A 24,364-nucleotide genomic window follows, 5' to 3' on the forward strand; every position below is an offset into this window, starting at 1 on the left:
AGTGGGTAGACATGGTATAATGTGGTGGGACATCTTATGCCAGTGTACCATAAACGAATCGCTGCCGTCAGTTGCGGGAAGCGGAACAAAGACAGGAGGGCGCACCTTGGGCGACACAGTCCTCGCAGTATCGCGATTGCAAAAAACGATCGGCAAAAAGCAGATTATTCACGATATTACATTCGACGTGCTCGCTGGCGAAGTGTTTGGCTTTTTGGGGCCGAACGGCGCGGGCAAGACGACGACTATTCGCATGCTGGTCGGTCTGGCTAAAGCAGACGGGGGAGATATCCGCATCGGCGGGATATCGCTCTCGGAGAACTTCCCGGAGGCGATTGCGCAAGTCGGCTGCATCGTGGAAAATCCCGAGCTGTACAAATTTTTGACAGGCAGGGAAAACCTGGAGCAGTTTGCCCGCATGAGCGGAGGGATTACGCAGGAGCGGATCGAAGAAATCGTCCGCTTCGTCGACCTGGAACGGGCGATTGACGACAAAGTCAAAACGTATTCGCTCGGGATGCGGCAGCGGCTGGGGATCGCGCAAGCGCTGCTGCACCGGCCGAAAATCTTGATTCTCGACGAACCGACAAACGGGCTTGACCCGGCAGGGATTCGCGAGCTGCGCCAGTTCATTCGCCGTCTGGCCGAGGAGGAGGGGCTTGCGGTCTTCATTTCCAGCCACCTGCTCAGCGAGATCGAGATGATGTGCGACCGGGTGGCGATTATCAACCAGGGAAAAGTCATTTCGGTCGGACTAGTGCGCGAGTTGATGGAGCAGTTTGCCGACCAGGTGGAATGGACGATCCCGCACGCCCACCTGCCAAAAGCGCTGGATGTATTGCGCGGGCACAACGCCGTGACGGATATTTTGGCGGTCGGGGAGGAAAGCGTGAAGACGCGGATGGATATGGAGCGGGTAGGCGAAGTCAACCAGAAGCTGGTGCAGGCGGGAGTCCCGGTAATCGGGATTGCCACGAAAACCGTGACGCTGGAAGACTTGTTCCTGACGCTGACAGGGGGAGGGGAAGAGAAATGAATCAAAGCATGCTGGGCCTCGTCCAAAACGAAACCGTCAAATTGCTGCGCCGCCGCCGCTTTCTCGTGGTCGTGCTCATCCTGGCCATTCTGATCCCGATTTTTACATACGCCCAGTACCGCTCGGTCGTGACGGCTCAGGAGCGGATGGGCACGACGGACTGGCGGCCGCTCTTGACCCAGCAGATCGTCGACATGCAAAACCGGCTCGCGTCCAGCCGTCTACCGGAAGAATGGCGCGATTTTATCAAAATCCGGATTCAGCAGCAGCAGTATTACCTCGACCACAATATCAATCCGATGGCGCCCGGAGGCCCGACATTTGCCCGCGGCTTCATGGATCAGGCGATCTCCATGTTTTTGCCGATGATTATCGTCGTGCTGGCGGTCGATATCGTGTCGGCCGAGTTTAGCGAAGGGACGATCAAGCTGCTTTTGACCAGACCCGTGCGGCGCTGGAAGGTGCTGACCAGCAAGTACATCACGCTGTTGCTGTTCACCTCGCTTACGGTACTGATGACGCTCATCTTGGCCTACTTGCTGTCGGGTGTCGTGTTTGGCTATTCCGGCTGGGACTTGCCGATTCTCACAGGCTTCGAGGTGACAGGCGGGGAGCTTGTGACGTCGGGAGCGTTCATGCTGCCGCAGTGGCAATTTCTGCTCATGCAGTATGGGCTCGGCTGGTTTGTTTGCATCGTCGTCGGAACCGTTACGTTCATGGTCTCCGTCCTCATTCCAAGCGCCGCCGCAGGCATGGGCATCATGATGGCGGCGCTCATCAGCGGGACGATCCTGACGCAGATGGCTTCGTCGTGGGAGTCGTCCAAATACTTGTTTGTCGTCAACCTGCAGCTCACCGACTACCTCAATGGCACGCTGCCTCCGATCAAAGGAATGACGCTGCCGTTCTCGCTGGCTGTACTGACGATCTGGGCAGTCGCGGCGCTGATTGTAGCATACACCGTCTTTACCCGCAGAGACGTAACTTCCTGATCTGGAAAAAAACGCTACCTTTTTCCGTTTCATTCGTATTTCATGGAAGGACCAAGAATGGCACCGAGAGGAGATTGGCGTGAGATTATGGACATGTTATGGAAATGCGGGACGGTTGCACTGACGAGTATGCTTGAACTGTGGGGAGCGATTCCGATTGGCTTCATGCTGCAACTGCCTCCGTTGCTTACCGGGATATTCAGTGCCCTTGGCGCGATTGCCAGCGCCGGGATTGTCATCTATTTGGGCGGTTCGCTCAGAAGCTGGCTGATGAAGCGCGTGGAGAAAAAAGCAGGGCGCCAGAGCCGGATGGGCCGCATCTGGGAGAAGTACGGCGTAATCGGCCTCGGATTGGCTTCTCCGCTGTTGACAGGCGCTCCGCTAGGGGCTGCGATCGGCATTTCGCTCGGCGCACCGACAGGCAAACTGATGTGGTGGATGTCGATTGGCATCGTGATCTGGAGCGTCATCCTTACGGCAGCAGTCGCCTACGGTCTGCTCCAGTTCTTGACACCAAAACCGATGGGCTGAAAAATCTCCCTTTTGCCGGGCAGAAATCTTGCATACAATGTTCCAAGAAATGAAAAAGGAAAGGAAAGCGGGGGATGATCCATGAGTGAGAAAAAAGAAGCGCTGGTGCCCGAACTGGATGAACTGCTGCACAAGTTTACCGAGCTGTTGACGGGTGAAGCGACGCCGGAGCGCGTCGAGATGGTAAAAGTATGGTGCCTGTACACCACGATGGCAAAAGCGATGCCGCCGCTCATCCTGCATTGGGGTAGCGAGCCGGAGCACCAGGCTGCGCGCAATCAAATCCGGGAAATTATCGAGCAAATCAAGCAGTGGAACCAGGCGAAAAACCAGACTCAGTAGCTTATAAAGAAGAAACGCCGTCTTTTTGCGATGCAGGGCAAAAGACGGCGTATTTTTTTGCGAAAAAAAGTCGTCACGATTCAGCCGTTGCTGGCGGGACGCGGCGAATTTTTAGATGCCGCGTGGGGGCAAAATCCGCGCGCGAGCCAACAAAAAAGACACGCACCTGATGCGACAGGTCGTGTCTGCCAGAAACGCGTCTTCCGGTTGCGGCTAAGGCTTCCAGGTCATCTGCTTGGAAGTTTCGATCAATTCGTCCAAGGAAATGCCGTGGGCGGTTACTACTACGTAGAGCGACTGGTTATTGGACTGGGCGTTGAAATGAACGGCGTGCTCGGCGACAGAGCTTTTCTTGTCCGGATTGTCAAACGAGACGGCGATGGCCTGCTCGCCGTTTACGGCAAAGAGCTGGGTAGCGGAGAACGTGCCGGGGATCGACAGGCTGCGTTTGCCTTTCGCATTGCGAACTACCTCGATGCGAATCCAGTCGTCGTTGCGCTTGTAATCCGCTGAGAGGCGCGTGACCTTTTGGCTCGTCTCCGATTCGTACTGGACAGAGATCGTGCTCAAGGAAAAGCTGTTCGCGTTTTGCGCAAGCACGGGAACAGGCATATCCGATGCCTGGACGGCTGTATCCGTGTCCGAGAAGGTCGACAGCGTGATCGGCTGCTTGGCTGTCATAGCCAGCGTCGGCCCTACAAGGCCGCTGTCACTGCTTTCCGCTTGTTTCGCTTGTTTGGCTTCCGGTTCGCCCATGGCAGTAATCCCATAGGCTTGCTGGTCTTCTGCGGCGGCTCTGGCTTTTTTCCCGGCGACCAGGTTGTTCTCGGCTCCGTTTGCCTCTTTTGCCAGGGCTGCCTTGGCGTTTGCGCCTTGTTCCTCTGAACCTGTCAGAACGCTGCGGGAAGCTATGGACGCCTCTCCCTCGGCTTGCGGCGCTTGCGTCTGGGGTGCTGCTGTTTTGGGTTCCTGCGTATTTAGCGCAAGCTCATGGCTGGCCGATGGCGAAGCGGCGTTTGGCGTAGCCGGGGAAGCAGGCTGAGACGCTTTGGCTGTTGCCTCGTTTTGCTTTGCCAGCGGTTGCTCGCTGCTAGCATAGGCATTTGCCGCCGATTGGGCAGAGGCAGGCGAGGATGCCGGAGCAGCGTCCTGCATTTGCATCGCTTCGGTGGCATGCGTCGCGATCTGGGTGCCAGCGCCTGCCTGGTTTGCTGCGGGCTGTTGTGACGCTGTCTGGAATTGACCGTCTTGGAGCTGCTGGTAGCTGATGAAGCCCACTGCCAAAAGGACTGCCGCTGCGCTGACCCAGGCGAATGAAGGGAAGCCTTTGGTCCGACGCTTGCTGGGCATAGGTGCTGCCGCTTGCTGTGGAAGCACAGCGACGGTTGCGGCGTGAGGGGGCACACCTTGTCCGGCGTTCTGGTAGATGGCCTGCATGATCCTCTCTTCCAGGTTCGCTTGAGGCGGTGGAACCTCTTTCAAGAACTGCACCTCCTCTTCGGTTGTCATTTGTGTTTCGATCCATGCGATACAATCCTCACAGGTCTCTATATGGGAAAAAATATCGCTATCCGTGTCATCTAGCCATGCTTTTCTAAATGCCTGGCAGTTCATGTACGAGCCCCCCTTCCTTGCGTGATAACAATTTTGCGAGTTCTTGGCGAGCGCGCAAGTAACGGACGCGTGCTGTAGACTCGGCGATGCCGAGAAGAGTAGCAATTTTTTCGAACGGATATTCATGCGTGCAGCGAAGGACGATCACTTCCCGGTAGGAATCCGACAGCAAGGCGAATGCCTCCTCGATCTCCCTGCGCTGCTCCTTGTTCATGAGCGATTCTTGCGGAGACTCGTCCCGCGTATTGGACGGCACATACGCCAACTGCTCGTCGGAGTCGTGAAACTTCCGTCTGCGTAAAAAGTCAATGCTCTTGTTGCGAGCAAGCGTATGTAACCAGGATGAAAACTGAGAGTCGCCTCGGAACGTGGACAGCTTCTCATACGCCTTCACGAACACTTCCTGAGTCAGATCCTCCGCATCAGCGCGATTGTTCACCATTTTGTAGATGAATACGTAGATCATATGCTGATATCGCTGGATGAGGTCGCGATACCCTTCGATGTCGCCCTGAAGAATCCGCTGAATGATTTCGGCGTCGGATTGCATTGAATCTCCGGCCTCCCTTCCCTCTATGTGACGCTGGCTTTTTCCGAAACGTTTCAGACCAGCATCTCGTTTTCTATAATTTCGTATGGATAGCCTTGCTCGACGAGAAAAAGCTGACGGTGGAGCGAAAACTCCTGCTCTCTCGTATCGCGTGTCACCAGTGTATAAAAGTGAGCGGTGTTATTTTCGGTTTTTGGTCGCAAGATTCGTCCCAGTCGCTGCGCTTCTTCCTGGCGGGAGCCAAACGTGCCCGAGATTTGAATCGCCACATTGGCGTCCGGCAAATCAACGGCGAAATTGGCCACCTTGGAGACGATCAGGCGTGTGATTTCCCCTTTTTTAAATTGTTGATACAGCGTCTCGCGCTCTTTTTCCGGCACTTTGCCCGTAATCAGCGGCAGTTGCAGGGCAGTCGCCATCTGTTCCAGTTGGTCGACGTACTGGCCGATAATCAGCACCCGGTCGCCTTCGTGGCGCTCCAGCAGCTTTTTGACAACGTCCAGCTTTTTCGGGTTTTCGGCGGCGATCCGGAACTTTTGCCGTGCCGTCGCATGCGCATACGCTTCCCGCCACTTCGGCTCAAAAGGCAGCCGGATTTCCCGGCAGCGCGCTTCCGCAATCCAGCCCGCATCCTCCATCGCTTTCCAAGGAACCTCGTACTTTTTCGGCCCGATCAGCGTAAAGACGTCTTCTTCCCGGCCGTCTTCCCTGACGAGCGTAGCCGTCAAGCCCAGTCGGCGTGTCGCCTGAATCCCGGAAGTAACACGAAAAACAGGTGCAGGCAATAAATGCACCTCATCGTAAATAATAAGCCCCCAGTCACGCTCTGAAAAGAGTTTCATATGAGGAAATTCATCCAGAGAGGTGGGGCGGTATGTGAGAATTTGATAAGTTGCCACAGTTATCGGCTTTACTTCCTTGTGATCGCCGGTGTATTCGCCGACAAGCTCGGGATCAAGATCGGTTTTGTCCAGCAGCTCGGCGATCCATTGCCGCACGGAAGTCGTATTCGTCGTCAAAATAAGCGTAGCAGTCTGCAACTGGGAAATCGCGCCAATGCCAATGACGGTCTTCCCGGCTCCACAGGGCAGCACGAGCACGCCGCTTCCGCCTAGAGCGGAGCCGCCGCGGTAAAAGGCGTCTACCGCTTCCTGCTGGTACGGGCGCAAGGCAAACGGCTTTCCCGCAGCGCTGTTCGCCCGCAAGCTGACCGGGCACGACTCGCCTTGCGAATAGCCCGCCAAATCCTGGACAGGCAGCCCCAACCGGATCAGCTCCTGCTTGATGAGGCCGCGCGCGTAGCTTTTGAGCACGTAGCCGTCTTCGAGCAGGGCCGCGATCGACTTGTATGCGGCAAGCTCCGTGAGAACGAGCGGATCGTCGCTATGTAAAACGAGGTCGTCCCCGCGGCGTTCGAGCCGGATCAGACCGTATTTGCGCATCGTTTCGTCGATTTCCTTGACGATGGTTGGCGGCACGCCGTATTTGCTGTACGCGCCGAGGATGTCTGTCACCTCGTGCGGCTGCATCCCGCTCGCGGCCGCATTCCAGAGCGACAGCGGCGTCATCCGGTACGTATGGATGTACTCCGGGCTTTTCAGCAGTTCGCAAAACCCGCTGATGGCCTGTCTGGCTTCGGCAAACTGCGGATGCTGCGTTTCCAATAAAATAGTGCGATCGCTTTGCACGATCATCGGCAAGTCTGGACGATAAGACAAGAGATTCACCTCGTTACAAACGGCATATGAATCAGCACTATGGTATCACAATCCGGAAAAGAAAGAAAAACGAACAGGTAACATTTACGGTTGGATGGGAAACAATATCCCAAAGCATGGTCGGAAAGGAAGGCGAGGAGCATGGGAACGTGGGGAAGCTTGTTCAACTTGGGATTGGTCTTGATCCTCGTTTTCCTCAACGGGTTCTTTGTCGCAACCGAATTTGCCGTCGTAAAAGTGAGGGAATCGAGGATTGCCCAACTGGTGGCGGAAGGGAACAAGCGCGCCGTAAACGTCGAGCAGGTCATCCAAAATTTGGACGCTTATTTGTCTGCGTGCCAGCTTGGCATCACGCTGGCGTCTCTCGGGCTTGGCTGGCTGGGCGAGCCTGCGGTGGCTCATCTGCTGCATCCCGTTTTTCGCTATTTTCAGCTCAACGAGACGCTGGTGAGCAGCATTTCCTTTATTATCGCGTTTTCGGTCATTACCTTTCTGCACATTGTACTGGGGGAGCTGGCACCGAAAACGTTGGCGATCCAGCGCACGGAAATGGTCGTGCTGGCTGTGGCCCGGCCGATTCAACTGTTTCACAAAATCATGTATCCGTTCATTGCGCTCTTGAACTGGTCGGCCAGCCGCTTTCTCGCGCTGTTTCACATTTCGATGGAGCCGCATCAGGAAGCGCATACCGAAGAAGAAATCCGCATTCTCGTCAACGAAAGCCACAAAAGCGGGCTGATCGACCAAACCGAGCTGATGCTCGTCGACAACATCTTCGACTTTTCCGAGACGATGGCCCGAGAAATCATGGTTCCGCGCACAGACATGGTGGTGCTGAACTTGCGCGATCCGTTCGAGGAAAACGTCCGGCTGGTGCAAAACGGCCGTTTTACCCGCTATCCGGTCGTGGACGGTGACAAGGATCACGTCGTGGGGAGCTTGCACATCAAAGATTTGCTGACGGGTCTGTTGGAGGGCGAGCACAAAGATTTGCAGACGCTGATGCGCCCGATCCTGACTGTGCCCGAGACGATCTCGATCAGCCGTCTTTTGACGATGCTGCAAAAACAGCGGGGACAACTGGCGATCATCATTGACGAGTACGGCGGGACAGCGGGGCTGGTCACGCTTGAAGATATTATGGAAGAAATCGTCGGAGACATCCAGGACGAGTTTGACGATGAGCGCCCGGAAGTCGAGAAAAACGACGGGATTTTGTCGCTCGACGGCCGGATGCTCCTGGAGGAAGTGGGCGACTACCTGGACATTGATCTGGAATCAAGCGAGGTGGATACGCTTGCCGGCTGGATTTACATGCAGATTGACCACCCGCCGCGCGTGGGCGACCGGGTGCGCGAAGGCAAGTACGAGTTCGTGGTCGGGGAAGTCGATCATTACCGGATTACCAGAGTTTTTGTCAAAAAACTGGCGAACGTCGAGGAAGAAATCGGTACGAAAGATTGATGAAAAAAGCTTTTCAGGACGCAATAATATGCTATAATGGGACACAAGTTGCACAAATGCAAAAAGGCCCGGCCGCCGGAGGGTGGTCAGTGGCTAAGAGAGCAGAGCTTAGAGGAGGAAGTACAGATGAGACGAGCAGTCAGTATGGTACTGACCACATTGCTGGCCTTTTCTTTGGCAGCATGTGGAAATCAAACAGGTGGACAAAGTGAGGCTACCACGGCTAATTCCGGCCAGGAGCAAACCGTGAAAATTGGCCTGACGCAATTCGTAGAGCATCCGGCACTGGATGCGATTCATCAAGGAATTTTGGATGGCTTGAAGGAATCCGGCTACGAAGAGGGCAAAAATCTGGAGGTTGACTACCAGAACGCCCATGGCGATATGAACAACACGGTATCAATTGCGCAAAAGTACGCCGGAGACAAAAAGGATTTGGTCGTAGCGATCGCTACCCCGTCCGCTCAGGCTGCAGCCAAGGCGATTGCCGACAAACCTGTTGTGTTCAGTTCCGTAACAGACCCGATCTCGGCTCAACTGGTCAGCAGTCTGGAAAAACCGGACAAAAACGTGACCGGTACGAGCGACAAAGTATCCATGGAACAGCAATTGAAGCTGGTCAAAACCTTCCTGCCACAGTTGAAAAAGCTGGGCGTCATCTACACCACCTCTGAAGTAAATTCGGAGGTTCAGGTAAAAGAACTGGAAGAAGCAGCGAGCAAAGAAGGCGTAGAAATCGTCAAGGCGGGCATTTCCCAGCTCTCCGAGGTGCAACTGGCAGCTCAGGGACTTGCTGGAAAAGCAGACGCCATGTTCATTCCGATTGACAACACCGTCGTGTCTTCGTTTGAGGCCGTACTGGGAGCAGCGGAAGCGAACAAGATTCCTGTCTTCGCTTCTGACACCGACACCGTCAAACGCGGCGCAGTCGCCACGTACGGAATCGATTACTACCTGATTGGCAAACAAACAGGAGAGATGGCTGCCCGCGTCCTGAAAGGACAAGCGGTCGCCGACACTCCAGTCGAAATTTCAAAGCAGGCCGACCTGTACATCAATGAAACGGCTGCCGGGAAGTTTGGTCTCACGATTTCTGAGGCACTCAAACAGCAGGCGAAAGAAATCATCAAGTAAAAAGAGAGCGTCAAGCTCTCTTTTTATTCTTTTAAAACTGTTTTATCCGTGTTAAAATTAGTAAAAATTTTTCAAGGGGGTATTTATCGCATGGTTAAACAAAAAAAGACTATCAGAAAAATTCAGAGTATTTTATTTCCTTTGCTGCTTTTGTCTGTTACCGCATGTGGACAGCAAAGCGCTACTCCGGCGAACAACGGGCAGGAAACCCCTGTTGCGAATCAGCCGGCGCCTTCTGCTGAGAACAAGCAGTTTACGATTGGCATTTCCCAATTCGTAGAGCACCCTGCCTTGGATGCAGCGCGTGAAGGATTTGTGGCGCAGCTTGCGAAAAACGGCTACGAAGACGGCAAGCAAGTGAAAATTGACGTGAAATCGGCGCAGGCGAGCATGGACACAGCGATTTCCATCGCGCAAAAATTCGAGGCGGACAAAGTAGACCTCGTGCTGGCGATCGCCACTCCAACCGCGCAGGCAGCAGCGCAGACGAGCAAAGAAATTCCGATTTTGTTTACGGCAGTTACTGACCCGGTCGAGGCTGGTCTGGTAAAATCAATGGAGCAGCCAGGCGCGAACGTGACAGGTACTTCCGACATGAACCCGGTCGAAGAGCAGCTCAAGCTGGTAAAGGAGCTGAAAGCGGACGCGAAGTCGGTAGGCGTCATCTACAGCTCGGGTGAAGTAAACTCCAAGGTACAGGTAGACGCAGCCAAAGCGGTTGCGGACAAGCTCGGCCTGACCATCCAGGAAGCGGCAATCACGAGCGCGACAGAAGTGAAGCAAGCGGCCGAGTCGATGGTAGGCAAAGTCGATGCGTTCTACGTGCCGACCGACAACATGGTCGTATCGTCCATCGCGGCTGTACTGGGCGTAGCGGAAGCGCAAAAAATTCCGGTGATCGCAGGCGAGGAAAACTCCGTGAAGAGCGGGGCGATTGCCACTTACGGCATCGACTACACCAAATTGGGCGAGCAAACTGCGGACATGGCCGTGAAAATTTTGAAGGGCGAAGCGAAGCCGGCTGACATGGCGGTTGAGATGCAAGCAGACATGAAACTCGTCTTGAACAAAAAAGCTGCGGAGAAAATGGGAGTGACCATTCCGCAATCCATGCTGGACCGCGCAGGCGAAGTGATCGAGTAATAAACGCAGCAACAGGAGGATTTCTTCTATGAATTTGGCAATAATGGGAGCCATCGAGCAGGGCTTGCTATTTGGAATTTTAGCTCTGGGCGTGTATTTGACCTTTCGCATTCTGAACGTACCTGACTTGACGGTAGATGGCAGCTTTGCCCTGGGCGGCGCGATCGCAGCCAAGTTTATCATCGATGGAACCAACCCGTACCTGGCTACCCTCTTGGCGTTCGTCGTCGGAGGCCTGGCAGGGGCATTTACCGGCGTTTTGCATACAAAAGGGAAGGTCAACGCACTGCTGGCAGGGATTTTGACGATGATCGCCCTTTATTCGATCAACCTGCGGATCATGGGGAAGGCAAACTTGCCTTTGCTTCGTGAAGATACGTTGTTCACCTATGTAAAAGACTTGGGCATTCCGAATTTGACAGTAAACGGAGTCACTTTGCTGACAGGCGTGTCCGTCGTGTTTATCGTCGGGATTTTGCTGCTCAAGCTGGTAATCGACTGGTTCCTGCACACCGATCTTGGCCTCGACCTGCGCGCGACGGGCGACAATCCGAAGATGATTCGCAGCTTCGGTGTCAACACCGATACGACGACCATTATCGGTCTGGCGCTGTCCAACGGTCTGGTAGCGGTATCTGGCGCATGGGTTGCCCAGTACCAGGGCTTTGCCGACGTCGGCATGGGGATCGGGATGATCGTGATTGGTCTTGCTTCTGTTATTGTCGGGGAAGTGCTGTTTGGCAGCTCCTCCATTTTCAGAGTCACGCTCGCCGTCATTCTCGGCTCGATCGTGTACCGTCTGGTGATCGCATTGGCTTTGCAAGCAGGGCTGAATCCGTCGGACATGAAGCTGATTACCGCTTTGATCGTGATCGTGGCACTGACCGTCCCGACCGTTGCCAAAGGCATCTGGAGAAAGCAAGCGGTACGCACGGCAAGGGGAGGAAACGGACATGCTTAAAATTTCGAACGTCAACAAAGTGTTCAACGCAGGCACGGTGAACGAAAAAATCGCCCTGCGCAACGTCAACCTGCACGTCAAGCGCGGAGAGTTCATCACCGTGATCGGCAGCAACGGGGCCGGAAAATCGACAATGATGAACATGATCTCCGGCGGGCTGTTCCCGGATAGCGGAACGATCACGATTGACGGCAAGGACGTGACGCGCCTCGGCGAGCACCAGCGCGCCGAGCTGATCGGGCGGGTGTTCCAGGACCCGATGGCGGGTACTGCGCCGAACATGACGATTGAAGAAAACCTGGCGATTGCGCTCGGCCGCGGCCGCCGCCGCACACTCGGCTTCGGGGTGAACAACCACAAGCGCGAGCTGTTCCGCGAGCAACTCAAGCAGCTTGACCAGGGGCTGGAAAACCGTTTGAAGACAAAAGTCGGATTTCTCTCCGGCGGTCAGCGCCAGGCGCTCAGCCTGTTGATGGCTACTTTTACGGAACCGAAAATTTTGCTGCTGGACGAGCATACAGCGGCGTTGGACCCGAAGCGGGCGCAGCTCATCGTGGAGCTGACCGACAAGATCGTCGCGCGCCACAAGCTGACGACGATCATGGTCACGCACAATATGGAGCAAGCGTTGAACATGGGGAACCGCCTGCTGATGCTGCACGATGGCGGCATCATTCTCGACATTCCGGACGAGAAGAAGCGGACGATGAAGCCGCAGGATTTGCTTCGCGCGTTCGAAGCAGCCCGTGGCGGCGAGAGCTTCAGCGAAGACCGCTTCCTGTTGACCTGACGCTTTTTATCAGCCTTCCTGCGCATGCGGGAGGGCTTTTTCTTTGCTGCGCAAATAGTGGTGCATCGCCCACGCTCCAATCGCCAAAATGACGGCGACAAGGGTGAACAGAAGCGCACCGCCATTGTGCAGCAAAACAAGGCTGCCGAGATACGGACCGAACGTGCGGGAAATGTCCCAATGCGTTCCGGTGATGGCAAAGTACCGTCCGCGCATGGAAGGCGGGGAAATGCGTGTGACAAAAGCCAAAAGCTGTGTCAGGCCGACGCTTTCGCCGATGACGAGCAGCACTTGCATGGCGAGCAAAAGCGGCAAGTAGTCGATGTAGGCATAGCCAAGCGAGACGAGCATGAAGCAGCCGTACGCGCCAGTAATCAGCAGGCGGGCAGGCAGATGCTGGGTCCATTTGACCAGCAGAAATTCGAACAAAATAAGCAGGACGCCTTTGACGGCAATGAGCAGCGCAAGTGCGTGCAAGTAGTCAGGCAGTGTATGTTTCAGGTGCAACTGCAAATTCGTCTCGGTTTGCGCGTAAAACAGGCTGATCGGCAGCGACAGCGTCATGATTGCGAGTGCCGGGCGATACGCTTGCCAGCTTTCGCGCTTGCCGCTACGGGCGTTTTCTCCGGCTTGGGCAGGCAGGTCAGGCAGCGGGGTTTGCGGAATTTTCCACCAGACGGCAATCGCGTAGAGCAAGAGCGAGATAGCGGTGAGCAAAAACGCCATGGCGGGATCGTACTGGTACAAAATGACCCCGATGAGCGGGCCGATCGCCGCCCCGATGCTGCTGGACGTATTCAATAGCGCAAAGGCGCTCGCCATCTGCGCGGGCAAAATCGCGTCGGCCAGATGGGCGCGGCTTGCCGGGATGAACAGGGAGCGGCCAGCGCCATTGATGATGTACAGCACCGCGAAAGCTGCGATAGAATCCGCAAAGGCCATTCCGAGCATGGCGAAGCCTTGGATGAGCAGCGCTGCAAGCATGATCGTTTTGCGGCGAATCCGGTCCGTCAACCCGCCTGCAAACAAGGTCAGAACAATCTCGGAAAAGGGCTGCAAGCCAATCACCAGCATGGTCACGGTGACGGAGCCGCTGACGTTTTCGCTCAAGTACAGGACCAGAAACGGAGCGATCATCGTGCTAGACAGGGACGTGAGCGTTTCCCCGAACAGGCGGACCCACAGCAAGGGCGGATACGCAGCAAGAAAACGGGCAAGGGAAGCGAGTAACAGATTCATAAGTGTGTGTCCTTTCTCCGGTTTTTTTCGGTTTGGCTTTGTTTCTTTCGAGAATTGTAAGCTGGCGCAGTCAGGAGAAAAAGCGTAGGATTAGGAGAAGCATTTTTTCATGTTTTTTGGCGAAATCGGTGGTGAATCTCGTGCAGCTTGTTGAACAGTACATTCGTTTATGCGCGGCCAGGCCAAAGGAAGCGTTTGGTCGGCCGCTGGACATTACATTGGCAGAGGTCGCGGCGATCTTGTGTTGTACGTTGCGCAACGCTACGCTGACCCTGAAAAAGATGCAGGCGCGCGGCTGGCTGCTCTGGCAGCCGGGACGAGGGAGAGGGAACCGTTCGGTGCTGACGCTCGTCCTCGACCCGGCAGACTTGCTGCTGTCTGTGGCCAAGGAGCTCGTCCAAACCGGCGAGATTCGCGCTTCGCAGGAGCTGTTGGAGCAATACGGGCAGGCTTGGCCGACTTTTGCCCAACATTTTTCCCGCTGGATGAATATCCAGTTTGGAGCGCGGATTACCCGGGAAAAGGGTAGTAGTGGCCGAGTGGATACATTGCGTCTTTTTTTCGACCGACCGTTTGCAGGGCTGGACCCGATCCACGTGTTGCTGCGCTCGCAGACGCATTTGGTCAAGCATTTGTTCGATACGCTGGTCCGTTTCGATCCGGCCACGAAGCGGGTGGAGCCGCATCTCGCCTTTTACTGGGAGGCGGATGAGGACGGGACGCGCTGGACGTTTTATTTGCGAAAAGGGGTGCTGTTTCATCATGGCCGCACGCTGACGGCTGACGATGTGCGTTTTTCCCTGCTGCGCCTGATGCAGCAATCGTTCAAGCACCGCTGGCTTGCCCGCTCGATTGCGGCGGTGGACGTCCGCGATGACTATGTGGTGACGATCAGGCTGAAGCAGCGGGATGAGCTGTTTTTGCAAGCGCTGAGCAGAGAGCAGATGGCGATCGTTCCGCGCGATTATGCCGAGCAGATGGGAGAGCAATTCGCCCGGCTTCCGGCAGGGACAGGGCCGTTTCGGGTTGTGCGCCATGACGACTCCATGCTCGTGCTCGAAGCGTTTGCGCCGTACTTTGCCGGGCGGCCGTTTTTGGACCGGATTGAACTTTGGTGCGTCCCTGGGATGCGCCAGCCGGAGCTGACCGAGGAGAGCATGCTGGTCGTGGACAAAGCGCATCCGGCCTATGAGCTGGCAGATGCCTCCTGGAGAGACGTCGTCCGCCAGGAGCAATGCTTTCAATACGTCAGCCTGAATGCAGCCAAAAAAGGGCCGCTCGCAGACGATGCGTTCCGCGCTTTGGTCGCCAGCATGCTATCTGGCGCAGCGCTGAGAGCGGCGCTGCAAGGCGGAAGAGAGCAGGCTGAGGTATGGGGAGAACGGATGCAGCAGGATACACGTCTGCCCGATGCCAAAGAGGCCGCGCGCTTGATTGCAGCCAGCGGCTACCGCGGGGAGAAGCTTGCCCTGTACACCTACCCAGATGCGGACCACGTGGAGGATGCCGAGTGGATCAGGGAAAAGGCGAAGGAATACGGCATCGTCATCGAAATCCGCTACGCGTCGCCTGAAGAGCTGGCCCAACCTGCCGTGCTGCAGGCAGCCGACCTGGTCGTGGACAGCGCCAATGCGGATGAACGCACAGAGCTGTCGCTCGTTGAATTTTTGCGGGCAGAGGCGCTGAGCATTACGCACCACCTGGACGAGCGGACAAAAGCGGAGGTCGAGCAACTGATTCGCCAGATGGGGCAAACTACAACGACAGAGGAGCGGCAGGCTGTCGTGCGCGCGATCATGGACAGGCTGAAGGCCCGCCATCTGTTTGTTCCGCTGTACGCGAACCGCATCGAGATGATCGCGCACCCGCGATTGTCGGGGGTAAGCCTTGACGCATACGGCTGGATTGACTTTCGGTCCGTTTTTTTGAGAGAGTAGCATAAATTTGTCACATAATCGTATGAAACCGCTTTCCTCTTTCATCGTATTATTAGATGTAGATATTATCGTTTGTTACTTAAGCTCGGAGGAGGAACCGCACGTTGTATACGAGAACAGAAAAGGACAAACATATTTTGTTTGCCTCCATTCGTTTGATGATTTGCGTTGGGCATGCCGACGGTTATATAGGTTCAAGAGAAGTGGATCGCATTCATGACATCGTCAATTCGGAACATTTTACCTTGAAAGAACGGCAAATTTTAATGGATGACATCGACTATCCGAAGCGCCCGGAGACGATTGTGGAGGATCTGGTTGACATGAGCCAAAGCGAGAAGCTCGTGATGATGCGCAAGCTGTATCACATGGCTTTGATCGACCGGAAGCTGTCGCCGTCGGAGACGAAGGAAATCGCGCGGATCGCCTGCCTGATTGGCATCTCGGAGGAGAAGCAGGCGCAGGTTGAGGAGTGGATTCGCGAAGGCATTGCCTGGCGCGACCGCTGGAAGGACATTGTCGGTGAATAGGCAAGGCCCCCGTCGTTGGGGCCTTTTTTTTTCATACAGATAAGTATAAGGGCAACGAAGGCTGCGCCAAAAGCTTGGCGCAGCCAAGTTTTCTAATAGGCAAAGAGGCGGCGCTCTCGACCGGAAGCTTCTGGAAGCTTGGCTTGGCAAAGCTTTCTAAAGTACAATAAAAGGAAGCCACGTGCAAGTGAAGATGGGCGCCACGATAAAGGAGGAGATCTTGTGTTGCGAATTTTAGTGACGAATGACGACGGCATTGATGCCCTGGGCATCAAGCGATTGGTGGAAGCACTGCTCGTACTGGACCAAGCGGAAATCTTTGTGGTGGCTCCCGTTGAAGAAAAAAGCGGTGTCGGTCATGGGGTAACCTATCGTACCGCACTGGCACCGGAAAAACGCGACTTTTACGGTCTTCCCGTCAAAGCGTGGGCCGTGAACGGCAATCCGGCCGACTGCGTCAAGGCGGCGTACCATTTGCTGTTTGCCGCGGACGAAAAACCGGATATCGTCTTTTCCGGAATCAATGTCGGAACGAATCTGGGGCGTGACATTTATTACTCCGGCACGTGCAGCGGGGCGCGGGAAGCGGTCATTTTGGGCGTTCCTGGCGTAGCCCTGTCCTACGATAACTGGTATGACCAGGAAAATTACGGCGATGTCGTGCAGATGATTGAGCCGCTGGTGAAAGAGTTCAGCGAACGGGCAGTAAAAGGCGAGCTGCCCCCGGAAGTTTTCTGGAACGTCAACATCCCGCACGTTCCGTTGGCGCAGGTGAAAGGCATCGTCCCGGCCACGCTTTCGCTGCATCATTATGAAGACAAGTACAGCGAGGAAGCGGAAGGGTACTTTTTGACACGCGAGTATCCGCAAGTCATGCCGATTGCCGAGCCGTTTGACTACGACCTCGTGAAGCATGATTATATCGCCATCACGCCTGTGCACATTGATGCGACGGACCGTGCGCTGCTCGCGCAGATGGATGGCTGGCCGCTGATGCAGGCGTGGGCAAAACAGGGGGAGCAACCGGATGAGTGAGGACTTTTATCCTGTGCTCAGCCCGGACCGTGCCCTGCGATCGCCCGAGGCGGCGACGCAGGGCGAGGTGCTCGACAAGAGCGCGTACCGTGATTTGTACGAGCTTGCGAGCGAGGCCGGGCTGCCCTATTTTGCCCGGTTGAACGGGCAGGGCGAAGTCGAGCTGTACCTGGTGTTTGAATCGGTGGACGCCTTCGTCGAGCAGACGCGCGATGCTGTCTCCGTCGAATTCAAGACGTACCAGGGAAAGCTGCTCGGCGTGATCTGGACTTTGTCCGATCCGCTGCAGCCGCTCGGCTTTCCGCTCACTTTTGACATCCGGCAGGCGGAGCAGCGGGGCATGGCGCTGAAAATGCTGGAGCAGCCGCGCACCTTTTTGCACTATTTGGCTTACGAGGGAGGCGAGCTGACGCACATATACTCCGAGGCCATTTCGTTTTCCACAGCAGAGGTTGAGCGCACCCGGGAAATGATTCGCTCGCTGTTCGAGGGGAGAAGCGAAGCCATACCGCAGGAGGCGCAGGTGCGCGAGGAGGAGACGCTCAGCATCCCGGCGCTTTCCTTGCCCGACGCTGTGCTTGCAGAAGAAGGGCTGGCCTTTGTTTTCCGCTACAGGCGGATGGTTGAGGCACATGGGGCAGAAGGCGCGCAGCATCTGTTAATGAGTACGGTCCGCCAGGCGGTCTGGGTGATGCGCAGGCACGCGCGCAGCGAAGTGAGGGAATCGTCGTTTACGGTCTGGGTCGCAGAGCGCGGCGAGCTGCTGGAGCTGATTGTGACGCCCGGCCTGTCCGACCTGTTTGAAGTCGTCCATATGTCCGAGGACGAGGCGAACCCGTTTTCCCGTTTCCTGCTGACTTTGCCGGAGTATGTGGAGACTAAAGAAGTTTCTCCTTTGCGCTTGGGAGCGTTTCCCTTTTTGCGCTATGAAAATGGCGCACTCTACCAATTGGAGCTGGACGAGCGTGTACAGGAGCACCTGCGAGCCCTGTTTGTGAAAGCGTTTCCGGGAATGCCCGTCCCGTACGAATGAATGTTGCAACATTGTGAAAAAGAATTTTCATAGGAATCTTTTGCCCTTCGAGGAAATATGGGTAAATAAGTCATTTTTCAACAAAGGATACGACAAGGGGAGTTTCGAAGTAGTAAAGCAGATAATCCGTTGGGGAGAGGTGACGACGATGTACGCTGTAGAGCCCGATTTGTTCCAGGCTGTTTCCGAATGCGCTCACCGTTTTCAAGGGGAGATCGAACTGTTGGCAAAGCGTCATGCACTTACGATTGAGGGAGGACTTCCGGCTCTTGAGCTGCAGGTTCAACCGCAATGCCAGGCTTTGCTGGAGTACAACTTGTGGGGAGAAGCGGGACTCGTCGCGATCCACGGCAAATTAAGCTTGCGGGATGGGATCAAAAAAGATTCGTTTTCCATCATGATGAAATTCTCGTTGTCTCACGATCCTGATCTGGACATCGAAGGCAAGAAGCAGCGCATTGAGGAAATTTTGTACGGAGAAGCGGACCTTTTCTGGAACATTCCTCCTGCGGGACATGTGGGACATGTCGAATTGACGCTTCGTTTTACGTATCAGCCTGGCTCCGGGCGACTCGGCGAATATGTGCGCAGCGTTTTGGGCATCGTAACCGGAAAGATGATGGCTGCCTGACGCGGCGTGGATGTAAAAAATGGCTCTCCGTCACAGGGGGGCTATTTTTCGTTCGCGGCAAGGCAGGCGTTTGGATAAAAAGGAGGCAGGAATCCGTCTATGCGTTTGTTCGTGGCCCTGGACATTCCCGAAGAGGCTGTCCGCTATATTGCCGATGTACAAAAGCGGCTGAAATCGGAAGTACAGGCAGACAGATGGCAGCCGCTGCACAATCTTCATTTGACGCTGCATTTTCTCGGCGAAGTCGACGAAGCGCTCGTCCCGGCCATCTGTGAGGACATGGACATCGTCAGCGCGATTATCGAACCGTTTCAACTGCGCATCGGCGGCTTCGGGGCGTTTCCCCATGCCCAGCATCCCCGCGTCCTCTGGCTCGGCCTGCGCGGGCAAACGAATCCGCTCAAGCAGCTTCACCTGCTGCTCGGCAGACGGTTCGAGCTACATCAGGGGGTGTCGTATGATCGCAAGCGCTACCGTCCGCACATCACGCTCGCCCGCGGACCGCAAGCATCGCCGGAAGGGCTGCCGCTGCTCGACTGGAACGAGCGGTACTTGGCAGCCGACGCGCCTCGCTGGAAGGTGCGGCATGTCCATCTGTACCGTTCGGAGCTTTTGCCGGAGGGAGCTGTGCATACGGTGATCCACACGAGCACGTTTGATAAAGATCACAGCAAAAAACAAGCGGTACCTGAATAGACTAAGAAAAGGACCAGGGAAAGCTTTCCAGAAAGCGGTGGAAAACGGATGGGTGAGTTCACGACCGGCATTCTTTATCCACGCAAATACGAACCGAAAGTGCTGATTGCCTTGTCCAAGTCTTCGCAACCGTACTTCCACAGAAGCATCAATGGCGACTGGAACGCATTTTTCCTGCAGGATGAGTGGATTGAAACTTCCTCGACGCTTGAGTTTTTGCTTCAACTGTCGAAGCAATTCGTGCCGCTGCTTTGGTTTCACGACGCAGAAGACAATGGCTGGGGGTTTCGTCTGTTCGATGCTGGTTTCGAAGTCTCTTCGGCGACGATCAGCTATTCACTGGATGTGGAGATGGCGGAGGCGGAGTTCGGCAGACTTTATCCGGAGATTGACCTGCAGGAAGGGATTACAGACAGCGAGGACGTTCGGCAAAAGTATGAAGACATACTGGACCGGGTTGTGCGTTCGGAGTTGTATCGGCGAGAGGTAGGCAAAGGAATTACGCGAATCAAGCCGCAATCGTTCAGTCGGATCGCGGGGCCAAAACAAGTGCAGCAGTTGCGCTCGCTGTTTGATTTGCAACTGCTGACAGATGTAGACGAAGAAACCGGCGCTTCGCTTTTGTACGATTCGGTGGATCTTTTCAAAGAGATTTTAGGGATCGAAGAAATGGTCTGGGTGAATTATGCGTATTTGGCAAGTGGGGGCAGGGAGTAGAAAACAGAAAGGGCGGGATGGCTCCCGCTCTTTTTTTGTACAGATAAGAATTGTGCCGCCAAGTTTTCCAATCGGGAAGCAAGGGAGTCCGCGATCGGGGAATCAGCCACGGACAAACATCCCTTGGACGATCGCAGCGTGCGACTGAAACCGGATCGGAATCGAGACGGCGGTGTACGGGTCGAGGGCGTTGGAGACTTGAAAATGCAGATGCGCTTCGCTGGAATTGCCCGAGTTCCCGCACCGCCCGAGCACATCCCCGGCTGCGACCCGGTCGCCTGGCCTCACCGTGATGGAATGCTGCTGAAGGTGGGCCAGCACGCTAAATTCGCCCTGTCCGTGGTCGATCTCGACGAAATTTCCGGCAGGTTGCTGCTCGTTCATCACCCCGACGGGCGAATTGTCCGGCACGTCAGCGACTACCTTGACCACGGTTCCGGCGCACGGAGCCACAATCGGCTGCCCGAAGGCGTAGTAGCTCTCGTTGACAGAAGGATCGCCGCTGCAGGAACGGCCGTCCTTGAGCAGCAAAAAATCGTAGGCGTAGCGCTGGTTGTCATACGCGTAATGGTAGTTGACCAGCTCGTTCATGCCGCCCCAAAAGGTGAACCATTCGCCCCGAAAAGGCAGGCGGTAAAGGTGGCGGCTGACGATGCGATCCGTTTCCGGATGGGGCGTCAGATGGGCGAGGCGAAGCCCGTGGATGGTTCCTTGCGAGTCGATCGCCGCGGACAAGCCTTTTTGTCCATCGCTTGTAGTCCAGACGAAACGGCTCATCCCCGCAAGCGGCACGACGGAGAGTGGCTGTTCCGCATATGGGGTGCCATCGCGCTGAAAGTCGGAGGCGAAGGAAACAAATTCCTCCAGACTGACCTCGTCCCGAAAGGCCGCGCTGCACATGCTGTACAGCGTTTTATACTGACCGCAGCAGAGAGCGAGCGGAATTGCTTTTGCCAGCGGGAAAAGCGGATGAGTATGCACAGGATTCACGCTCCGTTAAAAAGAAAATGATTGCAACGAGTAGTACGCATCAAGCTGCCGCCAGGTTTCGCAAAGACCGCCGTCCAAAGCGGCAGGACGACCGTACAAAAAAACCAGTACAGTTGTCATGTACTGGTTTCGCTCAGGCTATCGCCTACACTTTTTTCCATTGACCAAAAATTTCATCGACATCCAAAAGCATAATCAACTTATCGTCCAGGCGGGCAATTCCTTGCAAATACTTGCCCTCTACGCCAGCGACGATCGGTGGCGCCGGTTCGATCAGATGCTGTGGAATGTTCATCACTTCGGACACCGCGTCGACGATGATGCCGATATTCAGCCCTTCCAGTTGCAAATCGACAAAGCGGGTGTCATCCGTCTGGGCAATCGGCTCCAGGCCGAACATTTTGCGCAGGTTCACGATCGGCAAAATCCGCCCGCGCAGGTCGATGACGCCTTCCACGTACACAGGCGACTTGGGGAAACGGGTGATGGGCAGTGGCTTGATGATTTCGCGCACCAAAGCAATGGAGAGCCCGTAATACTCGCTTCCCATTTTAAACAAGATCGATTGGGCCGTCGCCGCTTCTGCCTCCCAATCTGTACCGTTGCTTCGTTTTGTCAGTTCCATTTATACAATTCCTCCCCGGACCGCTTTCCTATGTCTTTACCCACATTGTACCATGGACAAACCTCTGCGGCGGCATTTTTTCCGCCAGGTTAGGGCAGGAGCTGCAGCGAGGCGATCACGACAATCGCCATGCTGACGCCAAAGCTGAGAAAGGCGTTTTTGCTGAGCAGCATGACGATGAGGCAGGCGATCCCGGCGACGAAGAATATCGGCTGGAAGACGAGCGACTGGTTTTGCACGAACAGCGCCGGGAAAATGAGCGCTGCGAAAATCCCTACCGGAATGTAGCTCAGCCCGCTTTTCAGCCGTGGCGACATCCAGTGGCTGGGCAGGCGCATGAAAGCGCGGCGGGAGAAGTACGTGGCGATACTCATGAGGACAAACAGCCAGAACAGATTCATGCAGTCTCGACCCCCTGTGCCGATTCGGCTTGTGGCGATGAAGCGGCTTTTTCCTTGGCAGGCAAGGCGAATCCGATGCAAAAGGCGACCAGTCCCGCTACGAGCAGATGCAGCCCGTTTGGCAAAAGCAAGGCGACGCCGACGGCCAGCCCTCCGCACAAAAGAAACGTGAGGATGCGCGAAAGCGAGGTGAGCTGAAAATAGGACAAGGCGATGAACATCGCGATATAGCTGAACCCAAGGCCAAGCGCCCCCGGATCAGGAATCCACTCTCCGGCGAGGCTGCCTGCCCACGTGCCCAACACCCAGCAAGCGTGCAAAGTCAGGCTGACCCCGTACAAATAAGCCGCCTCGCTCTGATGATGGCGAAACCGATTCAGTGAGACGGCATATTGTTCATCGGTCATAAAAAAGGCCAGGACGTTCACGTGGGCAAGCGGCAAGCGCTGGTAGTACGGAGATACCGACAGTCCCATCAAAAAATGGCGCGTGTTCAACAGGAACGTCGTGAGAAGGATCGCCCACATGCCTGTATGCTCCGCAATCATCCCGACCGCGCTGAACTGGGCCGCTCCCGTGTAGATGAACAGCGACATCGCCACGCTCTCCCAGACGGTCAAGCCAGCGGCAAGCGCCATCATCCCGAAAATGATGGCCGACAAAATGTAGCTGGCCGCAAGCGGCAGCGCGTCCCAGGCTCCCTGCCGAAACAAGCTGGCTGAATGTTTGGACAGCTTCATTTACGCTTCCTCCTTTTGACGCGTGAGAATTTCGCTGATGATCGACATTCCCCGCTCGATCTGGCTCGGCGGCTCGTGGGTGAAGCAGAGACGGATGTAGGGCTGCTCGGCATGGCGCAGCAAAAACATGTCCCCGCACGTGAACGACACGCCTTTTTGCCTGCACGTTTGCATCAGCTTGCGCGCTTCGACGCCTTCCGGAAGCGAGACCCAGAAGTAAAAGCCGCCCGCTGCTTTTTCATATTGCAGACCGAGTGCTGTCAGCGGCTGTAGATGGGCTTCCATCACTTCGGCCTGCTGCCGGTACAAGTTGCGTGAACGAGCGAGATGAGGCGTGAGCGCATCGGCTTTCAAGTAGTTGGCAAGAGCGATCTGTCCCAGCATGTTGGTAGAGATGGACAGCTCCTTGAGCCTGCGTACAAGCTGGATAAAATGCTGATTGGCGGCGATCCAGCCGATGCGCAGCCCGGGGAACAATAGCTTGGACAGCGTGTTTAAATAAATGACGTGGCCGGCTTGGTCCAGTGCCTTGAGGGCTGGCGGCGGCGGTGTGTCCAGATGCAAGTGGCGGTAGGCGTCGTCCTCCACGACCGGGATGCCGTAGTGCTCGGACAGCGACAGAAGATGTTTGCGGCGCACCAGGGAAAGCGTGTAGCCAGTCGGGTTGTGAAACGTCGGGACTGTGTAGATGAAGCGCGGGCGGTAGCGGCCAAGAATGCCTTCCAAAATATCCGTCTTCATGCCCTCCTGATCGAGCGGAACGGGAATCACCTGGATGCCCAGCGACTGAAAAAGCTGCAACGAGCCGAAGTACGTTGGCATTTCCGTGACGATGCAGTCTCCGGGCCTGGCGAGCATGGACGTGATGAGGTATAGCCCTTCCTGCGAGCCGCTAGTCACGCAAACTTGCTCGGGCGAAGAAACTTGTTCGAAGCCCATCCAGCGGACGAGTTGCTCGCGCAGCAGGGGAAAGCCCTGGACCGATGTGAAAAAGTAGGAGTTGATCTGGTCGGCGGCGCTTTTGACATAAGCGGGAAAGCCGGAAGTGACGAGCGTATGCTTGCCTCCGTCGCCATGCGCGAAGTTGATCGTGTCCGGGTACGTATCCGTAATCGCCAGCAGTTCAGCCATATGAGGCGGCGCGGCGTGCAGATGCGTGTAGTTGTGCTGGCTGCTCCAGTGGATTCTGCTCAAGGCCGGGGCAGGCGGGAGAGCCTCGACGTAGCGGCCGCTGCCCATTTTTCCGGCGATGAAGCCTTCCACCTCCAGCTCGGCATACGCCCTGACGACGGTATTGCGGCTGACGCCGAGCCTGGCAGCGAGCTTTCGCTCCGGCGGCAAATGGGAGCCAATTGGCAGCTCGCCGCTCAAAATTTGGTACCTGAGCTGGTTGTAAACGCGGGTGTAAATCGGAGTTCTCCCCATAAAAACGGCTCCTTTGTTCCCTTTCTTTTGTCTCACTATACGCATAAAAAAATGAGAATAAAAGAGCCAATTTTCTTCGGATAAAAAGCC

25 protein-coding genes are annotated in these 24,364 nt (G+C 55.7%); 16 read left to right on the forward strand and 9 right to left on the reverse strand.

Going from position 1 to position 24,364, the window contains the following annotated elements; all coding sequences use genetic code 11:
- The first annotated feature begins 106 nt into the window (after positions 1 to 106).
- The 4 genes from AC3WQH_RS12475 (at position 107) to AC3WQH_RS12490 (ending at position 2,901) form a co-directional block, all read left to right on the forward strand.
- Positions 107 to 1,036 (forward strand): ABC transporter ATP-binding protein, encoded by a 930-nt coding sequence (locus AC3WQH_RS12475; RefSeq protein ID WP_007784594.1) that lies wholly within the window; start codon positions 107 to 109, stop codon positions 1,034 to 1,036.
- A complete protein-coding gene (locus AC3WQH_RS12480; RefSeq protein WP_492332061.1) occupies positions 1,033 to 2,028 on the forward strand; it encodes a DUF2705 family protein in 996 nt (331 codons plus the stop codon). Before AC3WQH_RS12475 ends, AC3WQH_RS12480 begins: the two co-directional genes overlap by 4 nt.
- 87 nt (positions 2,029 to 2,115) lie before the next feature.
- Positions 2,116 to 2,559: a small multi-drug export protein gene (locus AC3WQH_RS12485; RefSeq protein WP_005828934.1), complete on the forward strand. Its 444-nt coding sequence runs from the start codon at positions 2,116 to 2,118 to the stop codon at positions 2,557 to 2,559.
- 81 nt (positions 2,560 to 2,640) lie between these two features.
- On the forward strand, positions 2,641 to 2,901 hold the full coding sequence (locus AC3WQH_RS12490; RefSeq protein WP_026557502.1) for a DUF2573 family protein: 261 nt from the start codon (positions 2,641 to 2,643) through the stop codon (positions 2,899 to 2,901).
- A gap of 213 nt (positions 2,902 to 3,114) precedes the next feature.
- Here AC3WQH_RS12490 and AC3WQH_RS12495 read toward each other — a convergent pair whose 3' ends face one another.
- The 3 genes from AC3WQH_RS12495 to AC3WQH_RS12505 form a co-directional block, all read right to left on the reverse strand.
- Complete coding sequence (locus AC3WQH_RS12495) at positions 3,115 to 4,392, reverse strand: 2-oxoacid dehydrogenase subunit E2 family protein (protein WP_235694719.1); 1,278 nt, start codon at positions 4,390 to 4,392, stop codon at positions 3,115 to 3,117.
- A 103-nt stretch (positions 4,393 to 4,495) separates the two neighbouring features.
- Positions 4,496 to 5,065, reverse strand: a complete 570-nt coding sequence (locus AC3WQH_RS12500) for an RNA polymerase sigma factor (protein ID WP_005828931.1) — start codon at positions 5,063 to 5,065, stop codon at positions 4,496 to 4,498.
- 53 nt (positions 5,066 to 5,118) lie between these two features.
- Positions 5,119 to 6,783 (reverse strand): DNA repair helicase XPB, encoded by a 1,665-nt coding sequence (locus tag AC3WQH_RS12505; RefSeq protein WP_431809846.1) that lies wholly within the window; start codon positions 6,781 to 6,783, stop codon positions 5,119 to 5,121.
- A gap of 141 nt (positions 6,784 to 6,924) precedes the next feature.
- Between AC3WQH_RS12505 and AC3WQH_RS12510 the strand changes: the two genes are divergently transcribed.
- The 5 genes from AC3WQH_RS12510 to AC3WQH_RS12530 all read left to right on the forward strand — a co-directional run bounded on the left by AC3WQH_RS12510 (position 6,925) and on the right by AC3WQH_RS12530 (position 12,275).
- Positions 6,925 to 8,247, forward strand: coding sequence for a hemolysin family protein (locus AC3WQH_RS12510; RefSeq protein ID WP_007784581.1), 1,323 nt, complete (start codon positions 6,925 to 6,927; stop codon positions 8,245 to 8,247).
- A gap of 126 nt (positions 8,248 to 8,373) precedes the next feature.
- A complete protein-coding gene (locus AC3WQH_RS12515; protein WP_005828928.1) occupies positions 8,374 to 9,381 on the forward strand; it encodes an ABC transporter substrate-binding protein in 1,008 nt (335 codons plus the stop codon).
- Positions 9,382 to 9,471: 90 nt separating this feature from the next.
- Positions 9,472 to 10,524 (forward strand): ABC transporter substrate-binding protein, encoded by a 1,053-nt coding sequence (locus AC3WQH_RS12520; protein ID WP_007784578.1) that lies wholly within the window; start codon positions 9,472 to 9,474, stop codon positions 10,522 to 10,524.
- Between the two features lie 28 nt (positions 10,525 to 10,552).
- Positions 10,553 to 11,485 (forward strand): ABC transporter permease, encoded by a 933-nt coding sequence (locus AC3WQH_RS12525; RefSeq protein WP_025846867.1) that lies wholly within the window; start codon positions 10,553 to 10,555, stop codon positions 11,483 to 11,485.
- Positions 11,478 to 12,275 carry an ABC transporter ATP-binding protein gene (locus AC3WQH_RS12530; protein ID WP_005828925.1) on the forward strand — a complete coding sequence of 266 codons (798 nt, stop codon included), beginning with the start codon at positions 11,478 to 11,480 and terminating at the stop codon, positions 12,273 to 12,275. Before AC3WQH_RS12525 ends, AC3WQH_RS12530 begins: the two co-directional genes overlap by 8 nt.
- Positions 12,276 to 12,284: 9 nt before the next feature.
- Here the strand turns inward: AC3WQH_RS12530 and AC3WQH_RS12535 are convergent, their stop codons facing one another.
- On the reverse strand, positions 12,285 to 13,514 hold the full coding sequence (locus tag AC3WQH_RS12535; protein WP_005828924.1) for an MDR family MFS transporter: 1,230 nt from the start codon (positions 13,512 to 13,514) through the stop codon (positions 12,285 to 12,287).
- 140 nt (positions 13,515 to 13,654) lie between these two features.
- On the opposite strand from AC3WQH_RS12535, the gene AC3WQH_RS12540 reads away from it, so the two are divergent.
- The 7 genes from AC3WQH_RS12540 to AC3WQH_RS12570 all read left to right on the forward strand — a co-directional run bounded on the left by AC3WQH_RS12540 (position 13,655) and on the right by AC3WQH_RS12570 (position 20,093).
- Entirely contained in the window at positions 13,655 to 15,451 is a 1,797-nt protein-coding gene (locus tag AC3WQH_RS12540; protein ID WP_492332062.1) for an SgrR family transcriptional regulator, read from the forward strand.
- Between the two features lie 104 nt (positions 15,452 to 15,555).
- Positions 15,556 to 15,981 carry a tellurite resistance TerB family protein gene (locus tag AC3WQH_RS12545; protein WP_005828922.1) on the forward strand — a complete coding sequence of 142 codons (426 nt, stop codon included), beginning with the start codon at positions 15,556 to 15,558 and terminating at the stop codon, positions 15,979 to 15,981.
- A gap of 225 nt (positions 15,982 to 16,206) precedes the next feature.
- Positions 16,207 to 17,016: a 5'/3'-nucleotidase SurE gene (surE, locus tag AC3WQH_RS12550; protein WP_025845854.1), complete on the forward strand. Its 810-nt coding sequence runs from the start codon at positions 16,207 to 16,209 to the stop codon at positions 17,014 to 17,016.
- On the forward strand, positions 17,009 to 18,049 hold the full coding sequence (locus tag AC3WQH_RS12555; protein ID WP_122953051.1) for a hypothetical protein: 1,041 nt from the start codon (positions 17,009 to 17,011) through the stop codon (positions 18,047 to 18,049). Before surE ends, AC3WQH_RS12555 begins: the two co-directional genes overlap by 8 nt.
- Positions 18,050 to 18,197: 148 nt before the next feature.
- Positions 18,198 to 18,680, forward strand: a complete 483-nt coding sequence (locus tag AC3WQH_RS12560; protein ID WP_005828919.1) for a hypothetical protein — start codon at positions 18,198 to 18,200, stop codon at positions 18,678 to 18,680.
- 99 nt (positions 18,681 to 18,779) lie between these two features.
- Positions 18,780 to 19,376 (forward strand): RNA 2',3'-cyclic phosphodiesterase, encoded by a 597-nt coding sequence (gene thpR / locus AC3WQH_RS12565; RefSeq protein WP_005828918.1) that lies wholly within the window; start codon positions 18,780 to 18,782, stop codon positions 19,374 to 19,376.
- Between the two features lie 48 nt (positions 19,377 to 19,424).
- Positions 19,425 to 20,093 (forward strand): hypothetical protein, encoded by a 669-nt coding sequence (locus AC3WQH_RS12570; RefSeq protein ID WP_003842325.1) that lies wholly within the window; start codon positions 19,425 to 19,427, stop codon positions 20,091 to 20,093.
- Between the two features lie 102 nt (positions 20,094 to 20,195).
- Here the strand turns inward: AC3WQH_RS12570 and AC3WQH_RS12575 are convergent, their stop codons facing one another.
- The 5 genes from AC3WQH_RS12575 to pdxR all read right to left on the reverse strand — a co-directional run bounded on the left by AC3WQH_RS12575 (position 20,196) and on the right by pdxR (position 24,274).
- Complete coding sequence (locus AC3WQH_RS12575; protein WP_025845848.1) at positions 20,196 to 21,074, reverse strand: M23 family metallopeptidase; 879 nt, start codon at positions 21,072 to 21,074, stop codon at positions 20,196 to 20,198.
- Between the two features lie 154 nt (positions 21,075 to 21,228).
- Entirely contained in the window at positions 21,229 to 21,708 is a 480-nt protein-coding gene (locus tag AC3WQH_RS12580) for a chemotaxis protein CheW (RefSeq protein ID WP_007784566.1), read from the reverse strand.
- Positions 21,709 to 21,797: 89 nt separating this feature from the next.
- The gene (locus AC3WQH_RS12585; RefSeq protein ID WP_025845844.1) at positions 21,798 to 22,109 is read right to left on the reverse strand and encodes an AzlD domain-containing protein; all 312 of its coding nucleotides are present in this window, start codon (positions 22,107 to 22,109) and stop codon (positions 21,798 to 21,800) included.
- Positions 22,106 to 22,849 carry an AzlC family ABC transporter permease gene (locus AC3WQH_RS12590; RefSeq protein WP_026557496.1) on the reverse strand — a complete coding sequence of 248 codons (744 nt, stop codon included), beginning with the start codon at positions 22,847 to 22,849 and terminating at the stop codon, positions 22,106 to 22,108. The genes AC3WQH_RS12585 and AC3WQH_RS12590 overlap by 4 nt, the downstream gene beginning before the upstream one ends.
- Entirely contained in the window at positions 22,850 to 24,274 is a 1,425-nt protein-coding gene (pdxR, locus tag AC3WQH_RS12595; protein WP_122953048.1) for a MocR-like pyridoxine biosynthesis transcription factor PdxR, read from the reverse strand.
- Between the last annotated feature and the right edge of the window lie 90 nt (positions 24,275 to 24,364).

The sequence above is a fragment of the Brevibacillus sp. FW301-21C12A genome (genome assembly GCF_058788915.1).

Excerpts from the sequence above, each read along its gene's own strand:
- AC3WQH_RS12510 (WP_007784581.1), top strand. The coding sequence starts at position 6,925 with ATGGGAACGTGGGGAAGCTTGTTCAACTTGGGATTGGTCTTGATCCTC.
- thpR (WP_005828918.1), top strand. The coding sequence starts at position 18,780 with ATGCGTTTGTTCGTGGCCCTGGACATTCCCGAAGAGGCTGTCCGCTAT.
- AC3WQH_RS12560 (WP_005828919.1), top strand. The coding sequence starts at position 18,198 with ATGTACGCTGTAGAGCCCGATTTGTTCCAGGCTGTTTCCGAATGCGCT.
- AC3WQH_RS12520 (WP_007784578.1), top strand. The coding sequence starts at position 9,472 with ATGGTTAAACAAAAAAAGACTATCAGAAAAATTCAGAGTATTTTATTT.
- AC3WQH_RS12585 (WP_025845844.1), bottom strand. The coding sequence starts at position 22,109 with ATGAATCTGTTCTGGCTGTTTGTCCTCATGAGTATCGCCACGTACTTC.
- AC3WQH_RS12530 (WP_005828925.1), top strand. The coding sequence starts at position 11,478 with ATGCTTAAAATTTCGAACGTCAACAAAGTGTTCAACGCAGGCACGGTG.
- AC3WQH_RS12535 (WP_005828924.1), bottom strand. The coding sequence starts at position 13,514 with ATGAATCTGTTACTCGCTTCCCTTGCCCGTTTTCTTGCTGCGTATCCG.
- AC3WQH_RS12570 (WP_003842325.1), top strand. The coding sequence starts at position 19,425 with ATGGGTGAGTTCACGACCGGCATTCTTTATCCACGCAAATACGAACCG.
- AC3WQH_RS12555 (WP_122953051.1), top strand. The coding sequence starts at position 17,009 with ATGAGTGAGGACTTTTATCCTGTGCTCAGCCCGGACCGTGCCCTGCGA.
- AC3WQH_RS12500 (WP_005828931.1), bottom strand. The coding sequence starts at position 5,065 with ATGCAATCCGACGCCGAAATCATTCAGCGGATTCTTCAGGGCGACATC.
- AC3WQH_RS12515 (WP_005828928.1), top strand. The coding sequence starts at position 8,374 with ATGAGACGAGCAGTCAGTATGGTACTGACCACATTGCTGGCCTTTTCT.
- AC3WQH_RS12490 (WP_026557502.1), top strand. The coding sequence starts at position 2,641 with ATGAGTGAGAAAAAAGAAGCGCTGGTGCCCGAACTGGATGAACTGCTG.
- AC3WQH_RS12580 (WP_007784566.1), bottom strand. The coding sequence starts at position 21,708 with ATGGAACTGACAAAACGAAGCAACGGTACAGATTGGGAGGCAGAAGCG.
- AC3WQH_RS12480 (WP_492332061.1), top strand. The coding sequence starts at position 1,033 with ATGAATCAAAGCATGCTGGGCCTCGTCCAAAACGAAACCGTCAAATTG.
- AC3WQH_RS12485 (WP_005828934.1), top strand. The coding sequence starts at position 2,116 with ATGGACATGTTATGGAAATGCGGGACGGTTGCACTGACGAGTATGCTT.
- AC3WQH_RS12525 (WP_025846867.1), top strand. The coding sequence starts at position 10,553 with ATGAATTTGGCAATAATGGGAGCCATCGAGCAGGGCTTGCTATTTGGA.
- AC3WQH_RS12590 (WP_026557496.1), bottom strand. The coding sequence starts at position 22,849 with ATGAAGCTGTCCAAACATTCAGCCAGCTTGTTTCGGCAGGGAGCCTGG.
- pdxR (WP_122953048.1), bottom strand. The coding sequence starts at position 24,274 with ATGGGGAGAACTCCGATTTACACCCGCGTTTACAACCAGCTCAGGTAC.